Annotated in this window: 11 protein-coding genes; 10 read left to right on the top strand and 1 reads right to left on the bottom strand. The window is 69.0% G+C overall.

The features are described from left to right. Positions 1–63 precede the first annotated feature (63 nt). Positions 64–3,249, bottom strand: a complete 3,186-nt coding sequence (locus tag C882_RS23095; protein ID WP_009540228.1) for a cellulose binding domain-containing protein — start codon at positions 3,247–3,249, stop codon at positions 64–66. A gap of 610 nt (positions 3,250–3,859) precedes the next feature. Here C882_RS23095 and C882_RS08800 point away from each other — a divergent pair. From C882_RS08800 to C882_RS08845, 10 genes are all read left to right on the top strand, one after another. Continuing rightward, positions 3,860–5,800 (top strand): glycosyltransferase, encoded by a 1,941-nt coding sequence (locus tag C882_RS08800; protein WP_009540229.1) that lies wholly within the window; start codon positions 3,860–3,862, stop codon positions 5,798–5,800. Between the two features lie 85 nt (positions 5,801–5,885). Further along, entirely contained in the window at positions 5,886–7,793 is a 1,908-nt protein-coding gene (locus tag C882_RS08805) for an HlyD family efflux transporter periplasmic adaptor subunit (protein WP_009540230.1), read from the top strand. 123 nt (positions 7,794–7,916) lie between these two features. Continuing rightward, positions 7,917–9,278, top strand: coding sequence for a UDP-glucose dehydrogenase family protein (locus C882_RS08810; protein ID WP_009540231.1), 1,362 nt, complete (start codon positions 7,917–7,919; stop codon positions 9,276–9,278). Positions 9,279–9,298: 20 nt separating this feature from the next. Further along, complete coding sequence (locus tag C882_RS08815) at positions 9,299–10,261, top strand: polysaccharide lyase (RefSeq protein WP_152415263.1); 963 nt, start codon at positions 9,299–9,301, stop codon at positions 10,259–10,261. 38 nt (positions 10,262–10,299) lie between these two features. Beyond that, positions 10,300–11,541, top strand: a complete 1,242-nt coding sequence (locus C882_RS08820; protein ID WP_009540233.1) for an alginate lyase family protein — start codon at positions 10,300–10,302, stop codon at positions 11,539–11,541. Positions 11,542–11,612: 71 nt separating this feature from the next. Beyond that, the gene (locus tag C882_RS08825) at positions 11,613–14,375 is read left to right on the top strand and encodes a tetratricopeptide repeat protein (protein ID WP_009540234.1); all 2,763 of its coding nucleotides are present in this window, start codon (positions 11,613–11,615) and stop codon (positions 14,373–14,375) included. Between the two features lie 75 nt (positions 14,376–14,450). Continuing rightward, a complete protein-coding gene (locus tag C882_RS08830) occupies positions 14,451–15,020 on the top strand; it encodes a gamma-glutamylcyclotransferase (RefSeq protein WP_043644615.1) in 570 nt (189 codons plus the stop codon). 96 nt (positions 15,021–15,116) lie between these two features. After that, positions 15,117–16,046, top strand: coding sequence for an LOG family protein (locus C882_RS08835; protein ID WP_009540236.1), 930 nt, complete (start codon positions 15,117–15,119; stop codon positions 16,044–16,046). A 210-nt stretch (positions 16,047–16,256) separates the two neighbouring features. Next, the gene (locus tag C882_RS08840; RefSeq protein ID WP_009540237.1) at positions 16,257–17,738 is read left to right on the top strand and encodes a SulP family inorganic anion transporter; all 1,482 of its coding nucleotides are present in this window, start codon (positions 16,257–16,259) and stop codon (positions 17,736–17,738) included. Positions 17,739–17,757: 19 nt separating this feature from the next. Next, positions 17,758–18,624 carry a universal stress protein gene (locus tag C882_RS08845; RefSeq protein WP_009540238.1) on the top strand — a complete coding sequence of 289 codons (867 nt, stop codon included), beginning with the start codon at positions 17,758–17,760 and terminating at the stop codon, positions 18,622–18,624. The last annotated feature ends 8 nt before the right edge of the window (positions 18,625–18,632 follow it).

Genomic DNA, 18,632 nt, shown 5'->3' on the forward strand with positions numbered 1-18,632 from the left:
AGGACGGCCTCCCCGCCTGCCGGCGGTCCACAGCGGGGAGGCCTGTCAGCGGACGGCGGGCTGCTAGAGGAGGAAGTCCCCGCCGTCCAGCGGGGCGTTGCGGACCTCGATCGCCATGTCGACGACGCCGTCGCCGTCCACGTCGGCCTGCACAAGGTCGCCCTCGCGGCGCAACTCGCCGGCGATGCCGCTGAAGCCGCCGTCGCCGATCCAGGTAAAGGCCTGGTCGCCCTCGGTCAGCGCATCGGCGTCGACGGTCGACAGATCAATGCGGTCGCCGTCACTCTTGCGGAAATCGACGATCACGTCGGGCGCGTCGGCGCGGCTGTCGAGCAGGCTGCCGAAGTGGAAGACGTCCGCCCCGGCACCGCCCTCCATGGCATCACGGCCGAGACCTCCCGACAGCACGTTGTCGGCCGCATTGCCGACAAGCACGTTGGCCTGCATGTTGCCGGTCAGCGACAGCGAGCCCGAGCCGACGGCGCGCAGCACCTCCACCCCCGCTTCCAAACTGCGGGAAACGGTCGTGTCGATGATATCGCGGCCCTGGCCGGCCCACTCGATCACCCGGTCGGCGCTGCTGTCGATGCGGTAGATGTCGTCGCCCAGGCCGCCGGCGAAGGTGTCCGCGCCGCCGCGCCCGTCGATGACGTCGTCGCCGCTTGTGCCGTTCAGCGTCTCGTCGGCCGAGGTGCCCTTCATGGTCGGGTCCGGCAGGCCGATGCCCGCCAGCCCCAGGTCCGCATGGCCGTCAACCGAGACCACCTTGGGCAGCGGCCGGGCGTCGTCGTAGACCTTGTACTTGACGCTCCAGCTTTCGCCCGGCCCCAGGTTGATTGGGCCGCTGTCGTCATGGATGGTGTAGCGGTCGTTGCCGTGGTCAGTCAGCACGGCGCTGTAGATGGTGTCGATCACCGCCGGCAGGTCGAAGGTGACCGAGGCGTCGTCCACCGGCACGTCGGACGTGTTGGTGATGGTCAGTTCGGTCACGTAACCGGTCGACCACGAACTGGTGATCTCGCTGGTGACGTCGGTCAGCGTGTTGGGGTCCAAGCCCCCGGTCTCGTCCGCGACGGCCGGCGTGCCGGCGTCGGGCAGCGCGACGCCGGCCTCCACGGCGATGCCGTTCACCGTCAGGGCCTCGGGCTCGTGGCTGACGTCGTCATAGGCCTTGAAGCAAAAGCGCATGGTCGCGCCCGGCTCCAAAGGCTCGGCCAGTTCGCCGGCGATGGTGTAGGTGTCGCCCGACCGGGCCACCAGCCGCGCGCCGTAGAGCGTGTCGATGGCGACCGGCAGCCGGAAGCTCACCTGCGGGTCGGCCAGCGGCTCGTCGCCGTGATTGGTGATCTCCACCGCCATGACGTAGCCCGCAGACCAGCGGCTTTCCGTCAGGGTGGTGGCGGTCAGCTGCGGCTGGGTCGCGGGCGTGCTGCCGGGGAAGTAGACGTCTTCCTGCGGGACGATTTCGTCCGGCGTCGGCCGCGCGGTGGGCGCGCCCGGCGTTGCCTGGAGGGTCTTCAGGTCGAGCATGGTGCCGTCGGCGAAGACGGCTTTTTCGACGTCCACCAGGATGTCGTCACTGGCATAGCCGTCGATCAGCACCCGGCCCTGGTCGTCGTAGGACACCACGTATTCCGAGAAGGCCCGCTCGTATCGCGCGGTGTCGACGCCGTCGCCGCCCAGCAGCAGGTCGTCGTTGCGCCCGCCCTCCAGGATATCGTCGCCGGCCCCGCCGCGCAGGGTGTCGTGGCCGTGGCGGCCGTTGAGGTAGACGCCCGTGTCGACGCCCTGGATGTCGTCGTCCCGGCGCGAACCGATGACATAGTCGAACAGCACCTGGTTCGCGGTCTTGTCGGTGGGCGCACCGAACGTCTCGCCCTCGTTCCACCAGACGGTGGTGGAGATGTCGTCGGCCGCGGCTTCGCGCAGGGACTTCTCCACATGCACCACGTTGCCGGTGTCGCGGCCGCCATGGAAATTGACGTCGCGGTCGGTGTAGTCGACGTGGATCCTGTTGTTCACCGACGAGGCCCAGCTGGCGAACACCACGCCGTGGCGCATGTCACCATCCTGCAGCTTGGTGAAGACGCCGTCATAGCTCTCGCGCAGTTCGTAGGCGTAGCCGTTGCCGTTGTCGCCCTTGTTGAAGGCGCCGCGGGCGGTCAGGCGGTCGGCCACCATGTCCATGCTGCGGGTGAACTCGAAGGCGACCGAGGGGCCGTCGTAGACCCCGATGTCGCTCACCCGGGCGCCCACGGTCCCCTCCAGTTCGATGGCGCGGTAGCGGTCGAGGTGAGTGTGGACGTTCTCGAACAGGGTGTAGTCGGGCGTGCCTAACTGGAAGCGGACGTCAAACCCCTGCAGCGTCACGCCGGACAGCGTGTCCACGCGCTCCACCTTGCCCAGCGCCGCCTCCATGTCGAAGTGCACGCCGCGGTCCAGCGTCACGGTGCCGCCGTCGATGGCGACCACCTTGGCCATGCTGGTGCGCAACGGCACGTCGTTCATGCGCCAGTCCCAGTCCTCGATCTGATTGAGGAACTCGGTGTCGTTATCCTGCCACAGCCGCACCGTGTCGCCGACCCACAGGCCGTGGTCCTCGGTCAGGGTGATGGAGTTCTGGCCCTTGGCGACATCGGCGTGCAGGCCGCCCGCATGGACGGTCTTGGTGCCGGCGACGTGAATACCCGGCCCGTCGTCCAGGGCCGCGTCGGTAAAGACGATGGTGGTCTTGCCGCTGCCCGCGCCTTCAAGCGTCACGTCGCTGCGGGTGATGGTCAACTGGGCGTCCAGGGTGAAGGTGCCTGCCTCAAGCCGGACCACGCCGCCCTCCGGGGCCTTGTCGAGCAGCGCCTGGATCTCGGCCGCCGAGGCCCCCGCGGCCACCACCGCGACACCGTCGACGAAAGCGTCCGGCGTCTCGTCGGGGCGCGGCGCCACCTCCGCCAGTTCGCCGTTGACGGTGAAGTTGGTCGGCTCGATGCCGTCGCGCGTCGTCAGTACCTTCATCTTGAACGTGATGGTCTCGCCAGCGCGCAGGTCGTTCTTTTCATCGTCGTCCATGACGACCCAGGCATCGCCGCTGTGATCGGTGACGACCCCGTTCCACACCGTGTCCACCTCGGCGGGCAGCGTGAAGCCGACCTTGTAGTCGTGGATGGTGGTGTCGCCCGTGTTGGCGACCGATACCTCGATGACGTAGCCGCCATTCCACTCGCTGGTGATGATGTAATCGATCAGTGCGGTCATGATGCGCCCTTCTTTCCCCTGCGTTCGGACAGCACCTTCGACCTACCACCTATATCTTAAGGAAGGATTTAATAGGACCTACGTCATAGGCCTCAGGACCCGAAGGGTTGAGTTTTTTGCATACCTGGGATGTTTCGCAAAGTCCCGAATAAGTCCCTGGTCCGGCTGTCACAGTTCTGGTCCGGTCGATATACGGCCGGAAGCGCCGAGACCCGCCCCCCTTCCCCTTTCACCGAAATAACTTTGAGTAGCGGATACGTCATTCAGCCGCACGCCGCGGTGTTGTGCAGCGCACATATCCAGTCGATCCGCCCATTTATTGTCACAGGCGGAGACGAAACCCTCCATTCGATCCCCGCATTGGGCCCGGTAACGAAGCGGGCGCAATGGCGCATGCGGCAGAAAGCCGCCTCGAGCGCCGCTCGCGCATAACGTCAACCGCACGAGGAAACGCCGCCGCCGCCGTCGCCTCCGCCTTGTCCCGGATCAGCCGGACACGCAGGGGCGACCGCACCGGTACGGCCAACCTTGTGCGACGAGGGATCAGAACCGCATGTCGGACCGACCGAGCCCAGACGCCCCGGTTACCCGGGCATCCTGGACGACGGAGTTGACGACCTTCCTGCTGATGACGGCCCTGGTGATCCTGCTGGTCACCAACCTGCCGCCGGAAGTGTTCTCGCCCGCGAGCCAGAGCTTCATCCTTGCCATCGGCGTGATCGGCGCATGGCGCTATTCGTGGTGGTTCGTCCAGGCCATCCGGTCGGTCTGGTTCAACCGCCGCGTCTTTCCCCGGCTGCGCGCCCAGGCCGACGCCGTCGGCGCGGTGGAAAAGCCGGATGCCATCTATGTGCTGTGCACCTCGTTCCGCATCGAGCCCGAGGTGAGCTTCGCGGTCTATGACGCCCTTGTGCGCGAAGCCAGGGACTACGGCGTACCCACCGTCATCTTTGCCGCGATCTCGGACCGCAGCGACATCGACGTGCTCGACCACGTCATGGAGGAGCACGGCTATCCCGCCAACATTGAAATGTCGTACATGTTCCAGAAGGGCGACGGCAAACGCTCGGCCATGGCGGAGGTCCTGCGCGCCATTTCGCGCCGTATGCCCAGCCACCGCAGCCTAGCGGTGCTGATGGACGGCGACGTGCGCATCGAGGAAGGCACCTTCGCGCGCACCATGCCCTTCTTCCTCAACGACGACGGCCTGGGTGCGCTGACCACCAACAACAGCGCCATCGTCGACGGCGACGACCTGACCAAGGAATGGTACGACCTGCGCTATGCGCAGCGGCACCTGGTCATGTCTTCCATGTCGCTGTCGGAACGCCTGCTGGTTCTGACCGGCCGCTACAGCCTGTTCCGCGCCGAGCTGGCCGCCGATCCGGGCTTCATCGACCTGGTTGCCAACGACCACATCGAGCACTGGCGCTTCGGCAAGTTCAAGTTCCTGTCGGGCGACGACAAGTCCACCTGGTACTGGCTGCTGAAAAACGGCTGGCGGATGCTCTATGTGCCCGACGTCTACGTCTCGGGCTTCGAGGAACTGCCCGAGCGCGACCGGTTCTTCAAGTCGACGGTCGACCTTATGCGCCGCTGGTACGGCAACATGCTGCGCACCAGCGGGCGGGCCATCGCGCTGGGTCCGCGCCCCATGGGCCTGTTCACCTGGTGGAGCCTGATCGACCAGCGGCTGTCCATGTGGACCACCATGATCGGCCCCACCGTCGCCATCATGCTGACCCTGTTCGTGCGCCCGTCGTTCATCTTCGCCTATCTGCTGTGGATCCTGTTCACCCGCAGCGTGGCGACGTCGATCCTGGCCATGCAGCGCGGCCGGATGAGCCTGCTCTGGGTGCCGCTGCTCTACTACAACCAGATCATCGGCGCGGCCCTGAAGACCTACGTCAGCTTCCGCTTCAACCGCCAGAAATGGTCGCGCCAGGGCATTTCCGCCGGCGAGCCGAACGACCTGCGGAAGGCTCGCCGCCAGCGCCGCATGGGCCATGTGATGCATGGCGTCTATCTGGGCAGCCTGCTCATGGTCCTGGCGGTCGCCACCGGCGTGCTGCTGCCGCCCGACCGGGTGTCGCTGTCCACCATGGACGAGTCCTTCGCCAATCTTCGCGCGACGCCTGCCGAGGGCGCCGCCGACGAGCCGCGGGGCGACAGCTACTGGATCGCCCGCGCCATGGCCGACGCTCCCCAGGGCGGCGAGGTCCGGCTGCCGGCCGGCCGCCTGATCCTGGACCGCGACCTGCCCGAGCACCTGGGCGCGTTGGGGACCCTGCGGGCGGCGCGGCTGGAGGGTTCGGACGAGCGCGGCGGTACGACGCTGCTGGTCTCGGCCGGCCTCGCCCCGGCCGTCACCGGCTCCGACGGAGCACGTCTCGCGCCGGGCGGGCGGCTCGACTGCACCAGTGAGGCCCCCTGCACCTTGCGGCTCGACCATCCGGTGCGGCTGACCGACCTGACCGTCGCACTGCGCCCCGAAACGGCGCGCACGGCGGCCGCCGACGCCAAGCCCGGAGGCGATGCGCCGCGGCTTTAGGCGCCGCACCGCGCCACGATCCGGTTTCCAATGATCGCCCCGCGCTTCGGGGCTTGCGACCAACCACGCGAGGAGACGCGAACACATGCCTGATCCCCGCCTGATCTCTTTGACCGGTCCGGCCCCCGCTGCCGCGCCGGCCGACCGCCCCGGCGGCGGCGATGGCGACCCCTATCTGGGCCGACGAGCCGGCAGCGGCGCCCGTGCGGGCGGTACTGGCGGTGCTGGCGGTGCGGAGCGCCCCGGCGACGCCGGCCTGCACTCCCACGACGACGCGGCGCGCAGCCACCGGGCCGACGATGCCGACGCCGCCCGCATCGGTCACGAGCGCCGGGACGAGCGCCATTTCATCCGCGTGCCCGTGCCCTTCAGCGTGGAGTTCGCGAAGGACAACCGCGTGCTGCGCGGCGGCGACCTCTCGCTGGGCGGCTTTTCGGTGCACGGCGAGAATGCGCCGGAGGCCGGCACTGTGGCCGAGGTGTCGCTGCTGATCGCGGCGGGCCCGGCGCAGCTCATCGTCCCGGCGACGGCGCGCGCCATCCGCACGCGGTCGCGCAACGGCGGCGAGGAAACCGCCTTCGAGATCACCGACATCGACCAGCGCCACCGCGAGGTCCTGCGCCGTGTCATCCGCACCTACCTGAGCGGCCGTTACGCGGCGCTGGAGGATATGGTCGACGACGAGGACCCGCAGACCCCGCGCAAGCGGTCCGCAGCGGCGGCCGCCCAGGCGGCCGAGAAGCACGACAGGCGCCCCAAGCCCTGGGGCCGCTATCTGGCTCTGGGCGCGGCGGCGGCGGCTCTGCTGGCCGTGGTCGGCGCCACCGCCTACCGCAACTTCATGCTGATCGAGCCCGACTTCGCCGCCGTCACGGCGCCGCGGGTGGACATCCGCGCGCCGGGCTCGGGCGTCCTGGCCGAGCACAATCTGGAGGCCGGGGACCGCGTGAACCGCGACGAATTGTTGGTGCGCGTGGTCAACAGCGACCTGCGCACCGACCTCATGCTCGCCCGCGCCGCCTACCGCTACAACGAGCGGCTGATCGAGAACGTGCAGGAGCGGCTGAACCAGCCGCAGGTGGAGCAGGTCTCCATGGCCGAAACCGCCGCGCCGCCGGAGGACGGCCCTGTGAAGTACAGCCTGGTGGATGCCGAAATCGCCCGCGCCCGCATCGACGAGTTTCAGACCGCGCGCGACTTCGAGGTATCGAAGATCGCCGCCCTGGAAGCCCGCATGGCGGCCAACGACGTCTACAGCCCGTGCAACTGCCTGGTGGCCTGGGCCCGCAGCGCGGCCGGCGGCAGCTACATCGACCAGTCGGAACGCATCATCACGCTGATCGAGACCGGCGACGACGACCTGCTGGTCGAGGCGCTGGTTCACATGAGCCAGATCGACCGCATCGAACCGCACCAGCGCGCCTTCGTCGCCCTGCCCAACGCCAGCGAGCCCATCGAGGCGCGCGTGCACGCCGTCTCGCTGGACGTGGAGCGGCAGCCGCGCGCCGGTTTCCCCAAGTGGGTGCGCCAGCAGCAGAACGTCGCCAGCGTCCTGCTGGTGCCCGAGCAGCCCCTGCCCGCCAGCGCCGTCGGCGTGCCGGTGGACGTCCGCTTCTCGGAAGCCCCGGTGCTGGACGAGGCCGCCGAGTGGGTGTGGCAGGGCGGCCGTGCCGCGATCCAGACCGCCGGCCGCGCCGCCGGCGCCGCGTGGCGCGAGATCAGTGGCGCCGTCGACGAGGCGGCCGAGGAGACCGGCATTCCAATCGACCGCACCGACCCGCCGGCGGAACCGCGCGAGGAGGCCCCGACGGGCGGAACCGGTCAGCCGGCAGCGCCCGAGGGCGCGGGACACGAAACCGGCGGCACCGACGCCGGCGGCACGGGAGCCGGCGGGCAGGTGCCGGAACAGACGGCCGCCGTGCCGGAAGGCACCGCCGAGGCGGACGGCGTCACCGTCCCCAAACCCAAGCCGGAAGGCGAGGGCAGCAAGTAAATTCGCTACTCCCTGCGGCGTAACCGGGAAACCTTTTCCAGGAAGGGCCGTAGTAGTGGCGAGATAAAATACAGCTGGCATCAGGCCGGCGACTACGGGATCAATGTAAAAGAGGCGTTACCCATGAATATCACCGTCATCGGCACCGGTTATGTCGGCCTCGTGTCCGGCGCTTGTCTTTCCGAACTCGGTGCGCATGTGACCTGCGTCGACCTTGACGAGGGCAAGGTGGAGCGCCTGAAACAGGGCATCATGCCCATCTACGAACCGGGCCTGGAAGACATCGTGGTCACCAACCATGAGGCCGGCAAGCTGGACTTCACCACCGACACCGGCGCGGCCGTCGCCAAGAGCGACGCGGTCTTCATCGCCGTCGGCACCCCGCAGGCCGACGGCCAGGCGGAAGCGGACATGAGCTATGTCTACGGCGCCGCCAAGGGCATCGCGCCGCACCTGAAGGGCTATACGGTGATCATCGACAAGTCGACCGTGCCCGTCGGGACCGCCCGCCGCGTAGCCGAGATCATCCGCGCCGAAAATCCCAACGCCGACTTCGACGTGGCGTCCAATCCCGAGTTCCTGCGCGAGGGGTCGGCCGTGGGCGACTTCATGCGCCCCGACCGCGTGGTGCTGGGCGCCGACACCGAGCGCGCCATGACCGTCCTGCGCCGCATCTACCGTCCGCTTGCCCTGACCGGCGTGCCGGTGGAGGAGTGCAACCCGGAAACGGCGGAGATGGCCAAGTACGCCTCCAACAGCTTCCTGGCCGCCAAGATCACCTTCATCAACCAGGTCGCCGACCTGTGCGAGAAGTCCGGCGCCGACGTCGAGGACGTGGCCCGCTCCATGGGTCTGGACAAGCGCATCGGTCCCATGTTCCTGAAGGCCGGCCCCGGCTACGGCGGCAGCTGCTTCCCCAAGGACACCAACGCCTTTGCCGTCATCGGCCGGCGCAACGGCAGCCCGCAGCATCTGGTGGAGGCCGTCATCACCGCCAACGAGGACCGCAAGCGCCGCATGTGCGAGCGCATCGTGGAAGCCTGCGGCGGATCGGTCGAGGGCAAGACCATCGCCGTACTGGGCCTGACCTTCAAGCCCGACACCGACGACGTGCGCGACAGCCCGGCCCTGACCATCGTCAGCAAGCTGCACGAGATGGGCGCCCGGGTTAAGGCGCACGACCCCATGGGCGCCGAACACGCCCAGGCCATCTTCGGCAAGCAGGCCGCCGAGATCTGCGACGAGCCCTACGCCTGCGCCACCGGCGCCGACGCGGTCGCCGTGGTCACCGACTGGGCGCACTTCAAGACGCTCGACCTCAAGCGCCTGGCCGCCACCGTGCGCGGCAAAGTGGTGGTCGACATGCGCAACATCTGGGACGCCGACGAGGCCATCGCCAACGGCTTCGACTACCACTGCATCGGCCGCGCGCCGCGCTTCGCCGCGCGGGAACAGGCCGCGCCCCTGCGCCGCGCGGCGGAGTGACACAGCAAGGGATGCCCATCATGCGACATGCCGTTCCGACCCCTCGGCGGAACGCGGCCTCGCGGGTGGCGGGGGCTTTCGCCCTCGCCGCCCTGGTGGTTTCCACCACCACCGCCCTGCCCGCCCCTGCGGGCGCCGCCAAGGACCTGAAGGCGACCGACCCCGACGCCATCACCAAGACGCCGGCCGTCGTCGCCTGTTCCGTCCGTTACCCGCTGGTCGCCGACCTGACGCCGGCCATGGCCGCGCGCAACGGCAAGAAGGCCATTCGCGAAGGCTTTGACAGCCGCAAGCAGTGGGGCACCAAGAAGAACGTGCGTGTCCTGCGCCCGCGCGACAGCGGCATCGGCGAGCCCGCCCTGCGGGTGACCTACCCGAAGGGCACCTCCAGCCCCAGCGACAACGGCAAGGGCGGCGCCGGCTTCTACAGCGCCATGGAAATCCCGCCCGGCACGGATCGTGCCTGCCTGCGCTACAAGGTGCGCTTCCCGGAAGGCTTCGAATTCGTCAAGGGCGGCAAGCTGCCCGGCCTTTACGGCGGCAAGGCGCCGTCGGGCGGCGACGATGTGTCGGGCGAGAACGGCTTTTCCATGCGCCTGATGTGGCGCGAGGACGGCCAGGGCGAGGTGTACGAGTACGTCGCCAACAAGGGCGAGGACACCGATTACGGCCTGTCCGTCGGCCGCGGCCTGTGGACCTTCCCGACCGGCCGCTGGGTGACGGTGGAGCAGGAGGTGATCCTCAACGACCCCGACCGCGCCGACGGCATCGTCCGCATCTGGATCGACGGCAAGCCGATCCTGGAGCAGGACGACATCGCCTACCGCACCGAGGAGGGCGATGCCATCAGCGGCCTGATGTTCTCCACGTTCTTCGGCGGCAGCGGCAAGGAGTGGCGCACGCCGCGCGAACAGCATGTGGATTTCGGCGACTTCCGCCTCTACGCCCCGACCGACGCGGACGCCGCAGACAGCCGGGGGTGACGCCCCCGCCCCTTTTGCGTACCGGGAGCCCGTATCGAATGCCCACCATCCCGACCACCCTGCGCCGCCTGACCGCCGGAGCGCTCGGCCTCTGCGCCGCCGTGGCCGTGCCGCTGACAGCCGGGCCGGCGGACGCGCTGACGCTCGAGGAACGCCGGGCGCTGGACCTGTCGGAGTACAAGGTGACCGATCCCGGCGCCTCCTACTTCGACGTGGCCGAGCGCCGCGCCCTGCTGGACCGCACGCGCAATCCCATGCTCCTGCAGATTGCCCAGGACCTGAAGACCGGGCCCAGCTGCGCCCAGCTTCTGGCGCTGCCGCCGCTGGACCACCGCATCCGCATCCCCGGCTTCTATCCGCAGCCGGACGCCTGGCGCGTCGCGGCGCAGCCGTTGTTCCAGTTCGAGGACAGCGTCACCGAGCTCGCCGGCTCCTACGTCGCCAGCGGCGATCCCTATTATGCCGAATGCCTCGTGACGTTCCTGGACAAGTGGGCGCAGGCCGATGCGCTGATGGATTTCCACTACACGATTGCCGAGCCGCAGGCCTGGTACTCCACGGAATCCATGATCTTTGCCGCCGCGCTGGCCTATTCCGTCGTGCGCAACGAGGTCGAGGGCATGCACGACGCAACCGAGCGCGTCGACGCCTGGATGCGGCGCCTGGCGAAAAAGCACTCCGCCATTCCCGGCGAGCACCCCAGTTGCTGCAACAACCATTTCTACCGCCGCGCCCTTTACGCCGCCATGGTCGGCGTGATGAGCGAGGATGACGAGCTGTTCCGGTTCGGCGTCAGCGCCATCTATTCGGCCCTGCACGACATGACCGACGAGGGGGCCATGCCGCTGGAAATGCAGCGCGGCCGCCGCGCCATGCACTACCAGAACTATGCGCTGCTCTACCTCATCCCGATCATGCAGATCGTGGAGCGCCAGGGCTACGACGTCTTCGAGATGACGGTAAACGGCAACTCCATCCACGATGCCGTGCGGTTCGCCATCAACGTCATCGAGGACCCCAACCGGCTGGGCGATCTGGCGCCGACAGACCAGTACAAGGGATTCCTGCTGGACGACCAGTATTTCGCCTGGATGGAGATTTACCTGTCCCGCTTCGACAACGCCAAGCTGTCGGAATTCATCCGCTACCAGCGCCCGGTCTACAACCGCAGCGCCGGCGGGTACGTCACGCTCTACTTCATGGACCCTGACGCGCAGATACAGACGGTCGCCCGCGACAAGCGCAAGACGCTGGTGACCGAAGGCGAGGAAGCCTGGTGACGGCAGCACAGATCCGACAGCGCCGCCCCCGGCCATCCCGCCGAGACCGATCGATCACAGGAGACCGCTCCATGACCCGCACCGACCGCCGTTCCGCCGCCCGCCGCCGTCTGTTCGCCTCCGCCGCCGCCGTGGCCCTGCTGGCGGGCTGCGCCGGCGCCGGAACGGGCGTCGATGCCCCGCGTGCGCCGCAGGAGGCCCGACAGCTCGATCCCGCCTACGAGGACTGGTTCGACGGCGGCCGGGTCATCGAGATGGATTCCATCGCCTGGGACCGCGTGAAGAACGCCCGCCGCGCCCGCGAGTCCGGGGACACGCAGCGCGCGCTGTCCATACTGACCGGCATGGCCGACGACGAGTACCCCATCGCCTATTACGAATTGGGGAAGATGTACGAACGCGGCGAGGGCGTCCCGCAGGACGTCGCGCGGGCCGCCGACCTGTACGGCGCGGCCCTGCGCCGCCCGTCGCCCATCCAGGGACAGGCGTCGTTCAAGCTTGGGCGCATGTTCCGCGACGGCGAGGGCATGCCCGAGAACGCCCCCCTCGCCTACCGCCTTCTGCGCCAGGCCGTGGCAGAGGGCGCCGGACCGGACGCGCGCGCCGAACTGGCCGCCATGCTTGCCGCCGGCGAAGGCGTGGAACCCAATCCGAAGGAAGCCGCCGACCTGTACCGCGCGGCCGCCACCGCCGGCAACGCCGATGCCCTGCGCGCCCTGGCCGCCGCCCACGGTCCCGGCGGCTGGCTGGGCGAAGACCCGCAGCGCAGCGGCGACTACGCCCGCCACTACGCCCAGGCGCTGGAGAAGCAGGCGCGCCAGGGCGACACCGATGCCATGGTCAAGCTCGCGCGGCTCTACAGCGAGGACGGCCTGCTGCCCGCCGATCCCCAGCGCAGCCGCCGCTGGCTGTCGGCCGCCGCCGAGGCCGGCGACGCCGATGCCCTGGGCGAGGCCGGCGAGGCCCTGATTGCACGGGGCGAGCGGCAGCGCGGGCTCGACCTGCTTCAGCGCGCGGCCGAAGCCGGCGACGTCGAGAGCATGACCCACCTGGGCAAGGCCTACCTGGGCGGCGATGGCGGCCCCGCCCGGCCGCAGCAGGCGGAGCGCTGGCTGACCCGGGCGGCCGAACAGGGCGACGCCAATGCCGCGGTGGCGCTCGGCCGGGCCTATGTCGAAGGCCGCGCCCTTCCCCGCGACACGGCCCGCGGCGTGGCGCTGCTCGAACAGGGCGCGACCCAGGGCGACGCCCTGGCGCTTGCCGCCCTCGGCGACATCTACCTCGACGGCGAGGGCGTGCCGGCCAATCCGACGAAGGCCGTCAGCTACCTGCAGCGCGGCCACGAAGCCGGCAGCGACTATGCCACCGCACAATTGGGCGAGGCCCTTCTTCACGGCAAGGGCACCGCCGCCGACCCGCAGCGCGCCGAAAGCCTGCTGACCCAGGCCGCCCGCGCCGGACAGGGAAGTGCCGCCCTGGAACTGGGCACGGCCTACCTTGAGGGCGAGGCCCTGCCCCGCCAGCCGCGCCGCGCTGCGGAACTGCTGCGCCAGGCGGCCCAGGCGGGCAACGTCACCGCCAAGACCAAGCTCGGCGCCGCCTATCTGGACGGCACCGTCCCGGGAGGATCGCCGTCGCGCGGGGTGGCGCTGCTTGAGGACGCCGCCACCGCCGGTGACGACTACGCCATGGTCGTGCTCGGCCGCGCCTACCGCAAGGGCACCGGCGTGGAGACCGATCTGGCCCAGGCGGAATACTGGCTGAACAAGGCGAAGGCCGCGGGTCATCCGTCGGCGCAGGATGCGCTGGCCCGCACCTACTTCGCCCGCGCCGAGGGCGGCAGCATCGGGGAAATCCGCAAGGCTGCCGAGATGGGGCACGCGGGCTCCATGGCCGATCTGGGCCGCGCCTATCTGGCGGGCCAGGGCGTCGAGCGATCGCCGCAGCAGGCCGAGCGGTGGCTCAAGAAGGCCTCCGCCGAGGGCCACGCCGGCGCCGCCGCGACGCTCGGCCGGATGTACCTGGAGGGTGACGGGGTGACTCGCGACCCGCAACAGGGCGTCGACTTCCTGAAGACCGCCGTCGCCCGCGGCCATGCCGGCGCGCGCGGTGACCTGGGCGAGGTCCTGCTGACCGGAAACGGGGTTCCGGCCGAGCCCGAGCGCGGCGCGGCACTGCTGCAGCAGGCCGCCGACGCCGGCAGCACGGCCGCCCGGCTGATCCTCGGCGAGGCCTACCTGACCGGCAAGGGGCCCCTGCCCCAGGACCGCGAAAAGGCCCGCGCCATCCTCACCGCCGCCGCCGAGGCCGGCGAGCCCTACGCGGCGCAGCTTCTGGGCGAAAGCTACCTGGAGGGCCGCGGCCTGGAACAGGACCCCGAACAGGCGCGCAAGTGGCTCGCGCGCGCCGCGGAGGCGGGGCAGGCCTCGGCCATGAACGAGTTGGGGCGGGCGCTGCTGCGCGGCGAGAACGGCATTCCCCAGGACACCGCCCGCGGCGCCGAGCTTCTGCGCGCCGCCGCCGAGCAGGGCCACGCCGGTGCGCAGACGACACTGGGACGCGAATACCTGCGCGGGCGGTATGTGGAGGAAAACCGCCCGAAGGCCGTGGAGTACTTCTTCAGCGCCGCCAGGCAGGGGCACCCCTCGGCCCGCCTCGCGCTCGCCAAGGCGTATCTCCAGGCCAACGGCCTGCCGCGCGCCAACCAGGAGCAGGCCCTGCTGTGGCTCAATCAGGTGATGGAGAGCGACAGCCGCATCGCCCTGCAGACCCTGCGCGACCTGTTGGCCGACACCCAGACCGCCGAAGCGGCGGCCGCGGCCGAGGGCGGGTGACGCGGCGGGGCGCATCGTCCTCTCGTCATGCCGGCGGGCTTCGGCCATACTGCCGGCATGACGACATCGCCCCTCATGACCGACTTCAACGACGACGACTTCTGGGTGTTCGGCTACGGCTCCCTGATGTGGAACCCGGGCTTCACGGCCCTGCACTGGGAGCCCGCCGTGCTGGAAGGCCATCAGCGCCGGTTCTGCATCTATTCCACCCACTACCGCGGCACGCCTGACCATCCCGGCCTCGTGCTGGGCCTGGCACCGGGCGGCGCCTGTCCCGGCGTCGCCTTCCACGTGGCGCGCGACAACGCCCCGGCGGTGCGCGACTATCTGCGCGAGCGGGAACTGGTCGGCTACGCCTACACCGAAGCCCTGCTGCCCGTCGCCTTGCGCGACAGCGGGCGGACGGTCACCTGCTACACCTTCGTCGCCGACCCCTCTCACCGCCAGTACGCCGGCGACCTGGGCGTCGGGCCCTCGGCCGAGATCATCATGGAGGCCATGGGCAAGGGCGGCCTGAACCGCGACTACCTCATCAACACGGTGCGAGAGCTGGAGGACCACGGTGTCTTCGAGGCGCCTCTGCACGACCTGCTGGAAGAGGTGGAGCGCCGCACCGGCACGGTCATGGCCGGCGACGGCATCTGAAACCGCCAGGTTTCCGTTAAGGCTCTAGGCGACGGGGCGGCCGCCGCTGTAGAGTGCCGCCCCCGCCCCTTCGGTGCTCCCCCACGAGGTTTTTTCATGTCGCGCAACGGCCGCAGCCGCTTTCCCACCGCCGCCGAGGACAAGCGCTCCCACGACGAGAGCGTGGCGCGCGACCAGTCGCCGCAGACCCAGTCGCCCAGCTACCGCCTGGCCTTCACCGACCTGGATTTTCTGACCACGCGCGACGCCCGCCCCATCCGCCTGCAACTGGAGCTGATGAAGCCCGAAATCCTGTTGCAGGAGGAAAACATCGTATCGACCATCGTGGTCTTCGGCTCGGCCCGCGTGCCCCATCCCGAGGCGGCCGCCGCGCGGCTGGACGCCGCCGAAAAGGCCGCCGCCACCGCACCGGACGACCCGGTGGCCCAGCGCGGACTGACGGTGGCGCGCAACGTGGCGGAGCTGAGCCGAAGCTATGACGTTGCGCGGGAGTTCGGGCGCCTGGTTTCGGAGCACAGCCAGCAGCCGGAGGCGCGGCGCTACGTGGTGGTGACCGGCGGCGGGCCGGGCATCATGGAAGCGGCGAACCGCGGCGCCCACGACGTGGACGCGGAAAGCATCGGCCTTTCCATCGTCCTGCCGCACGAACAGGCGCCCAACCGCTACATCACGCCCAAGCTGTCGTTCAACTTCCACTACTTCGCCGTGCGCAAGATGCACTTTTTGATCCGGGCGGAGGCGCTGGCCTGCTTCCCCGGCGGCTTCGGCACGCTGGACGAGCTGTTCGAGGCGCTGACGCTGATCCAGACCGGCAAGATCGAGCCCATGCCGGTGATCCTGTTCAACGAGGCATGGTGGCGCAAGCTGGTGAACTTCGACCATCTGGTGGAGAGCGGCACGATCTCGCCGGAGGACCTGAAGATCATGAAGTTCGTGGAGACGGCGGAGGAAGGCTGGCGGTTCATCCTGGACTTCTACAAGGACCGCCCGCCCCACAACGCCTGGGCGGAGGACATGGGGCCCTAGGAGCCCTTCGCGGGCGAGCTTTTTCACCGCCGCCGGGTTGCGCGCGGGGGGCGGAGCGCGTATACACGCCGCTTCTGAATTACGACAAGAACAACCCGGCCCGTGCAGGCCGGCGGGAACGTCCGACCCGCTCATTCCGCAGGCTCGGACGGAGTCGTGCAAGGCCCCGATGGCCGCGCGCCTCCCAGACACGAAAGACGACTCGCACCGATGACCACCCTCTCGCGCCTTCAGGCGGAGTGGTTCTCGAACGTTCGCGGCGATGTGCTTGCCGGAATGGTCGTGGCCCTCGCGCTCATCCCCGAAGCCATCGCCTTTTCCATCATCGCCGGCGTCGACCCCAAGGTCGGCCTCTATGCGTCGTTCTGCATCGCCGTCGTCATCGCCTTCGTCGGCGGCCGTCCGGGCATGATCTCGGCGGCGACGGGGGCCATGGCGCTGGTGATGGTCGACCTGGTGGCCGATCACGGCCTGCAATACCTGCTGGCCGCCACCGTGCTGACGGGCCTCATCCAGATCGGGTTCGGCATCCTGAAGGTCGGGCAGTACATGAAGTTCGTCAGCCGATCGGTCATGACGGGCTTCGTCAACGCGTTGGCGATCCTCATCTTCATGGCCCAGATCCCCGAGCTGACGGGCGTGACGTGGGAGACCTACGCCATGGTCGCCGCCGGATTGGCGATCATCTACCTGCTGCCGCGCGTGACCAAGGCCGTGCCCTCGCCGCTGGTGAGCATCGTCGTGCTGACGGCGTTCGCCATCTTCATGGGCATGGACGTGCGCACGGTTGGCGACATGGGTGAGCTACCCGCCACGCTGCCCATGTTCCTGCTGCCCGACATTCCGCTGACGCTGGAAACGCTGCAGATCATCCTGCCCGTGTCGCTGACGCTGGCGGTCGTGGGCCTGCTGGAAAGCCTGATGACGGCGCAGATCGTCGACGAGCTGACCGACACGGGCAGCGCCAAGAACCGCGAGTGTGTGGGTCAGGGCACGTCCAACATTGTCGCGGGCTTCTTCGGAGGCATGGCGGGCTGCGCCATGATCGGCCAGTCGGTCATCAACGTGAAGTCCGGCGGCCGCGGGCGGCTGTCGACGCTGTGCGCCGGCGTGTTCCTGCTGTTCCTCATCCTGGTGCTGGGCGACCTAGTCAGCCAGATTCCCATGCCCGCCCTGGTGGCGGTGATGATCATGGTGTCCATCGGCACCTTCAGTTGGGCGAGCCTGCGCAACCTGAAGACCCACCCGAAAAGCTCCAGCATCGTCATGCTGTCGACGGTGGCCGTGGTGGTCATCACCCACGACCTGGCGCAGGGGGTGCTGGTGGGCGTGCTGCTGTCGGCCCTGTTCTTCGCACGCAAGGTCGCCCAGGTGGCCGCCATAACGTCCGAGAAGACGGGACCGGACACCCGCACCTATCGCGTTGTCGGGCAGATATTCTTCGCCTCCTCTGATACCTTCATGAAGGCGTTTGATTTCAAGGAGGTGCTGGAGCGTGTGGAGATCGATCTCACCCGCGCCCACTTCTGGGACCTGACCGCCGTGGGCGCGCTGGACACGGTGGTACTCAAGTTCCGCCGCGAGGGCACCGAGGTGGAGTTGATCGGCCTGAACGAGGCGAGCGCGACCATCGTCGACAAGCTCGCCATCCACGACAAGCCCGGGGCCATGGACAGCCTCATGGGTCACTAACGGGGGGATGCATCAAGCCATGGCCGACAAGAAGATTCTCGCCTGCACCGACGGCTCGGCCCCTTATGCGGCCAGCGTCTACGACCATGCCGCCTGGGCCGCCAAGCGCATCGACGCCAGCGTGGAAATCCTGCACGTGCTGGACCACCACAGCGACCGCAAGAGCGGGGCCGTGGACCTGTCGGGCTCCATCGGCATGGATGCCCGCGACGAGTTGCTGGAGCAACTGGCGGAGCTGGACAACGTCAAGGCCAAGGTGGCGCAGAAACGCGCCCGCCTGATCCTGGAAGATGCGGAAAAACGCCTGACCGCCGCCGGGGTGTCCGAGGTGAGCCTGACCCAGCGCCACGGCACGGTGGTGGAGACGGTCGACGAGTTCGAGGACGCCGCCAACCTGATCGTCATCGGCAAGCGCGGCGAAACCCACGACGTGGCGTCGGAGCACCTGGGCGCGAACCTGGAGCGGGTTGTGCGCGCCAGCCGCCGCCCTGTGCTGGTGGCCTCGCGCGCCTTCAAGCCCATCGAAAAGGTTCTGATTGCGTTCGACGGCAGCCCCAGCGCTCGCCGGGCCGTGGAGGCCATCGGAAAGTCGCCCCTGCTCAAGGGCCTGGCCTGCCACGTCCTGTCGGTGGGCTACGACGGGTCGGAGCGCCGCGAGCAGATGACCTGGGCCACGGACACGCTCAAGACCAACGGCATCGAGGCCGAGGCCGTGGTGCGCCAGGGCGACGCCGACGATGTCATCACCGCCTATGTGCGGGACGAGGGCATCAACCTGATGGTCATGGGCGCCTACGGGCACTCGCGCATCCGGTCGTTCATCGTGGGGTCGACGACGACGACCATGATCCGGACCTGCAAGATTCCGCTGCTGATGGTGCGGTAACCCGCCCC

Origin of the sequence: Caenispirillum salinarum AK4, from assembly GCF_000315795.1 — a bacterium.
GTDB classification, from domain to species: domain Bacteria; phylum Pseudomonadota; class Alphaproteobacteria; order Rhodospirillales; family Rhodospirillaceae; genus Caenispirillum; species Caenispirillum salinarum.